This window comes from Shimia sagamensis, assembly GCF_900182745.1.
Lineage (GTDB): Bacteria > Pseudomonadota > Alphaproteobacteria > Rhodobacterales > Rhodobacteraceae > Shimia > Shimia sagamensis.
Window position 1 is genome coordinate 1 of sequence record NZ_FXTY01000024.1, and the last position, 4,989, is coordinate 4,989.

Genomic DNA, 4,989 nt, shown 5'->3' on the forward strand with positions numbered 1-4,989 from the left:
GGTCGCTGACACAATTCGGGCCGGTTTACGTTCCGGCCGGAACCCGCGCGCTACGGCGCTTGATCTTGCGGGGCGAGTACAGGGAAATCAGCGGCTAGGAGGCTTGATCGGGCTACACAGCAATCAGGCGGCCGCTGTTCGCAGGATGAGCATTGAACTTTCTGATCCGAGCATGTTGGGCGGGTACTTCAAGCGGGCCAGTCGGGATCGACGATTTGATGCAACGGTACGAAAAGCGATGTCGGAAGGGCGCAAGCTCAACCAGCGCACCATTGCAAAAATCACAGGACGCTATGCCGATCGGTTGTTAAAGGTGCGCGCTGATGCAGTGGCACGCACCGAAGGCATGGCGGCCATGAATGCCGGCCGCCTGGAAGCCCTTGATCAGCTTGTCGAGCGTGGCGAAGTACCCCGCCAAGCGGTTGTTATTCAATGGGACGCGACCGGTGATGCTCGCACGCGTCAGGATCACGCGGCGATGGACGGGCAAACTGTCGTTCTTGGGCAGCCTTTTGTGTTCCCGGACGGGTCCAAAGCCAAGCACCCTTGTGATGGCTCTCTTGGGGCGCCTGGTTCGCAGACAATCAACTGCCGATGCTACGCGGCAACCAGGATTGACTGGCTGTCGCTGGCGCTATGACGCAATCGTTTTCTGCTCAGGTTCATGCCTGGTCTGAGAAGGCCAAGCGCAACGTTGAGCTTGTTCTGAAGCAGTCCGCACAGGACCTCTTTGAGTTCGCTCAAACGCCAGTTTCAAAAGGCGGGAACATGCCTGTGGATACAGGCCATCTGCGAAACAGCCTCGTGGCCGGCCTGAACGGATCGACCAGCTTAACAGGCCCAAACGCCTACATGCTCGCGATCGCAGGCATGAAAGTGGGAGACGTGATGTTTGGAGGCTGGACAGCAGAGTATGCGCGGCCCGTCGAATACGGTGCCGCAGGACGGGCAGGGCGCTTCTACGTGCGTGGCGCAGCTCAACAGTGGCAGTTCTTTGTGGCCACAAACGCAGCGAGGCTCAAATGAGCGACGAAGCGACGATCATCCAAGGGGCAAAGGACCATTTTGAAGGTCTTGGCGATCGGCCATCCACTGTTTGGGCCAATCAAGCCGCAAAGAGCGACACGCCGCGGGTTGAGTTTGATCACGGCCCAGTAGCGCAATCTACGGCCACTCTAGCGGGCGACAGCCGCGCTGATTTCCTGTTCCAAATTTCGGTTGTAACCGAGGCAGGTACATCGAGCGGCCCCAGCGACAAGATCGTACAGTCTGTAATCGACCATTTCTCGATCGGAACGCGCATCTCTGACGCGACTGTGCATCTGCGCCCAACCATCGGCGCACCGTTTCAGGATGGAAGTGAATGGCGAGTGCCAGTCACCATCCGAATGAAGGCCATGTTGTCGGCCTAAAGTCACAAACCAGCAAGGAGGCCAATCATGGCTGATGGAGACACCTATATCGATCTGGGCATCAAACTGAGGGTTGCCTCTGGCAAGCCCGAAACCGAAAACCAGGCTGGCTATGGCGCACTTACCTGGAAGCAAGTGAAGGGCGTTCTTAGCCTTCCACAACGAGGCGACACAGTTACCGACGTTTCAGAGCCAACCCTCGAAGATGGTCGGGTTGAGCATTTCAATGGCGCCAAAGATGGCGGTGTGATCGATGTTCCGATCAAGTCGATCGAAGCGGATGCCGGTCAGGCCGCGCTGAGCGCAGGGGCGGGGTCGAATACGACCTATTCGTTTCAGGAAGTTGATCCGGATGGTGAAGCGCATTTCTTCTATGGGCGCATCCAGGACTTTGTGCGCCGTGAGGCAACGCCTTCGAGTTTCAAAGGATATATCGCTAAGATTGCGATCAATTCCGCGCGCTTTACCGGAACGGAGGAAACCTGATGGACCTTATCAAACTCAGCCCACGCAAGGCAGCCGATGGCGGTGCGGTATTGCACCTGAAAGACCCCGCCACCGGAGAAGAACTTTTTGATGGCGATAAGCCGGTGACAATCACGGTCAAGGGTGCTGACAGCGAGGCTGTGCAAGAGGCACGGCGTGATGTGGAACGTCGACGTGTTTCGGGCGAGGAGATTTCGGAGGCCGAAGCAGGTGCTGAGTTTCTCGCTGCAGTCACAATGGATTGGCAAGGTATTGGGTTAGGTTCAACTAAGTCCCTTAAGTGCAACAAAGAAAATGCAAAAAGACTCTTTCTTCATCCTGATGCGGAGTGGATCTGCGGGCAGGTTGGCCCTTTTTCGAGGGACCGCCGGAACTTTGTAAAGAACCGTCCGAGCGGCTAATTCTATGTGCCCGCCACCTTGGCTGGCTCCATTCCAAACCCAAAAACTGGAAACACACTCGGCGCGAGCAGATTGAGCGACAGACAGGCAAGCCTCCGAAGATGCCGATGGTGGACGCGGGGCGCTATCTGGTTAGCGCGTTTCAAGAGATCGGAAGGCTATCGATCGGCTTCAGTCTCGCGCCTTTAACCTGGGCAGAAATCGACGCCTACGCGCGATTGACCGGTGAAATCAAAGAACCTTTTGAGGCCAAAATTATCCGAAGAATGTCTGAAGCCTACCTTGAAAGTTTTAGGGCTGGCGAAGACGAATTTTCTATCCCGCCATGGGCGGGTTAGTTTCTCCCAATCCCCCTCCCAATAGGTATCTTATGGCTCTAGATGTCGCGACCCTTGGCTTAAAGGTTGATACCACGGACCTCAAAGCAGGTGGGGTCGAGCTCGACAAATTTACGGCAAAGGGAGCCAGGACCGAGAAGTCTGTTCAAAAAGTCGGGGTGGCTGCAGAACGCGCAGGCCGACAAATGAAGGCTCATGGAAATTCTCTTCGAATGGCCTCCATGCAGCTGTCGCAGGTTGCCCAACAAGGCGCGGTGACCGGGAACTATCTCGGCGCGCTGGCAATCCAGTTGCCGGATCTGGCGCTTGGACTGGGTCCGATAGGCATCCTCGGTGGTGTGGCCGCCGGTGCTTTACTTCAGTTCGGAGTATCTGCGCTTGGCACCTCCAAGGATCTTGAAGAGCTCGACGACAAGATCGCCGAGCTTTCGCAAAGCATACGCGCTTTGGAACGTGCAACAGAGTCTGCTTCGTTGTCAGGTTCAAACCTGCTTGGTGACTTTGGGTTACAGGCCGATCAAGCTCGGGAAATGCTGAGTCTTCGACGGCAGCTAGCCGAAGTGGTGGCGGAACGCGCTTTTATGGGGGCGTCCGTAGCTGCATCTAGTGCATTGGGCGGCGACTTAATTGAGGGTGTTGCGCAAGAAGAGCTTGAACGTGCTCGTGTGCTCTACACAACGGCGGAACAGCTATTTAAATCTTACAGCCAGCAGATTGCTGACCAGATGCAGGCGAACTCGCAAGAGTACACCGCGGAGGGGCAGGCGCGGCTGATGCAATTGCAGCAGTGGCGAGAGGAACAGAGACAAATCATTTCAGAAACCTCTTCCGTAGTTGGTGCCGTTCGCCAAATCGGTGAAGCGTTGGGTGAAAACGTTGAGATCAATGATGCCTTCAGTGTTGCGATCGCGATGGCCAACGTGGAGGCGGCGAAGGGAGCGGACGAGCGGATCGCTGCAATGGGAGAACTTCGCGCCGCGATTGAATTGGCCACGGACGGATTTTCGCTAACCAATGAGGAGGCCCTAAAGCTCGTTCAGCATATCTTTGATGCGGAAGAAGCCGGGCTTGTCTTCAAAGAAATGGATCTTGCAGCCGGACCTCGTGAGGCGGCTGAAGCAGCCGCAGTGTTTTCGCAGGAGCTTTGGGACGCAGTGTCCGCGGCAAATCAACTCGCTGGCTTGGGAGTAGACGGCGGGCGAGGAGGTGATCCCCGGAAACTCGAGCGAGATACCTACTGGCGAGATACGTATTTTCCAAAACCAGAGCGGCCCAAACGCAAAACCAAGCGAGGCACCGGCAGCACTTCAATTGCTTCGGAAGCCGAACGGGAAGCTCAAGCCATGCTTCGCGCCACCCGTTCGATGGAGAAGTACCTAGCCGTCCTGGAAGAGCTCAACAAAATGCATGAGAGCGGTGAAATCACCACTCAGCAATACACCGATGCAATTGACCAGCTTGATGAGCGCTACAAGGACGTGACTGGGGCTGCAGGCGAGTTTGATGAACTTAACCAGCTCTTGAAAGAGGGCATTCTCGACTTGGCGATGGAGGGAAGCAGCGCAATGGATAGCCTTGGACGCGCGATCCAGAGAGCAGCCCTTGAGGCAGCACTCTTTGGGGAAGGTCCATTGGCCGAGGTATTCGATAGCATCTTTGGAGGTGGGAAAAAGAGTGGCGGAGGTGGAGGCGGAAGCGGCAGTTCCTCCATTGGTGGACTAATTGGCGCGTTTATCGATAGTTTTGACGGCGGCGGATTTACCGGTCCTGGGACTCGATCGGGGGGCTTGGATGGAAAAGGGGGGTTCCCTGCGATCTTGCACCCAAATGAAACGGTGATTGACCACACTAAAGGCCAATTCATCGGTGGTGGTCGGGTCGAAGTTGAGGTCTTCGTACGTGATGACGGGAAGATCGGTGCCATTGCACGTTCTGAAGCGCAAAGTGTGGCCGTCAGCGTGGTTGAGGGTGGGCTACAAGAATACGACAAGGCCCTGCCTGATCGTTTCAGTGAAATCTCCAATGATCCGAGGGGGCGTTGATGGCTTTTACGTTTCCTCTTCCTCTGGAAGATTTCTTCGATGGTCTCCGCCTTACGTCACTGTCCTTCGCGCTTGGAGAGAATATGGAAAGCAGTCAGACCGGCGGCGGCGAGGTTTTGACAAACACGACCGGTCCACGCTTGTGGCACGGTGGGATTCAAATTGCGGCAAACACTGTTCAGGACATGGATCAGGTCATCTCCAAAATCGACTTACTGCGACAACCGGGGCGCTCGTTCTTCATTGGAGACCCTTACCATGTGTATGGTGCAGTTGATCCGGATGGGGCCATGCTTGGCGACAAAACGGT

The 4,989-nt window shown here is 55.9% G+C and carries 7 protein-coding genes and 1 pseudogene; all 8 read left to right on the forward strand.

Features of this window, described 5'->3' with window-relative positions:
• A partial coding sequence (locus QOL67_RS21840; protein WP_283428109.1) for a phage minor head protein occupies positions 1-640 on the forward strand: 640 nt, incomplete at its 5' end.
• Between the two features lie 128 nt (positions 641-768).
• The gene (locus QOL67_RS21845) at positions 769-1,026 is read left to right on the forward strand and encodes a hypothetical protein (RefSeq protein WP_283428110.1); all 258 of its coding nucleotides are present in this window, start codon (positions 769-771) and stop codon (positions 1,024-1,026) included.
• Positions 1,023-1,412: a phage tail terminator-like protein gene (locus tag QOL67_RS21850; protein ID WP_283428111.1), complete on the forward strand. Its 390-nt coding sequence runs from the start codon at positions 1,023-1,025 to the stop codon at positions 1,410-1,412. Before QOL67_RS21845 ends, QOL67_RS21850 begins: the two co-directional genes overlap by 4 nt.
• Positions 1,413-1,439: 27 nt before the next feature.
• Positions 1,440-1,898: a hypothetical protein gene (locus tag QOL67_RS21855; RefSeq protein WP_283428112.1), complete on the forward strand. Its 459-nt coding sequence runs from the start codon at positions 1,440-1,442 to the stop codon at positions 1,896-1,898.
• Positions 1,898-2,299, forward strand: coding sequence for a hypothetical protein (locus QOL67_RS21860; protein WP_283428113.1), 402 nt, complete (start codon positions 1,898-1,900; stop codon positions 2,297-2,299). The genes QOL67_RS21855 and QOL67_RS21860 overlap by 1 nt, the downstream gene beginning before the upstream one ends.
• A 101-nt stretch (positions 2,300-2,400) precedes the next feature.
• Positions 2,401-2,637, forward strand: a complete 237-nt coding sequence (locus QOL67_RS21865) for a phage tail assembly chaperone (RefSeq protein ID WP_283428114.1) — start codon at positions 2,401-2,403, stop codon at positions 2,635-2,637.
• A gap of 338 nt (positions 2,638-2,975) precedes the next feature.
• On the forward strand, positions 2,976-4,679 hold the full coding sequence (locus QOL67_RS21870) for a hypothetical protein (protein WP_283428115.1): 1,704 nt from the start codon (positions 2,976-2,978) through the stop codon (positions 4,677-4,679).
• Positions 4,679-4,989, forward strand: a pseudogene (locus QOL67_RS21875) (hypothetical protein); the annotation flags it as partial. The gene QOL67_RS21870 and the pseudogene QOL67_RS21875, both read left to right, overlap by 1 nt.

Bases quoted from the DNA above. Each gene is read 5' to 3' on its own strand.
- QOL67_RS21845 (WP_283428110.1), top strand. From the start codon at position 769: ATGCCTGTGGATACAGGCCATCTGCGAAACAGCCTCGTGGCCGGCCTG.
- QOL67_RS21850 (WP_283428111.1), top strand. From the start codon at position 1,023: ATGAGCGACGAAGCGACGATCATCCAAGGGGCAAAGGACCATTTTGAA.
- QOL67_RS21855 (WP_283428112.1), top strand. From the start codon at position 1,440: ATGGCTGATGGAGACACCTATATCGATCTGGGCATCAAACTGAGGGTT.
- QOL67_RS21860 (WP_283428113.1), top strand. From the start codon at position 1,898: ATGGACCTTATCAAACTCAGCCCACGCAAGGCAGCCGATGGCGGTGCG.
- QOL67_RS21865 (WP_283428114.1), top strand. From the start codon at position 2,401: ATGCCGATGGTGGACGCGGGGCGCTATCTGGTTAGCGCGTTTCAAGAG.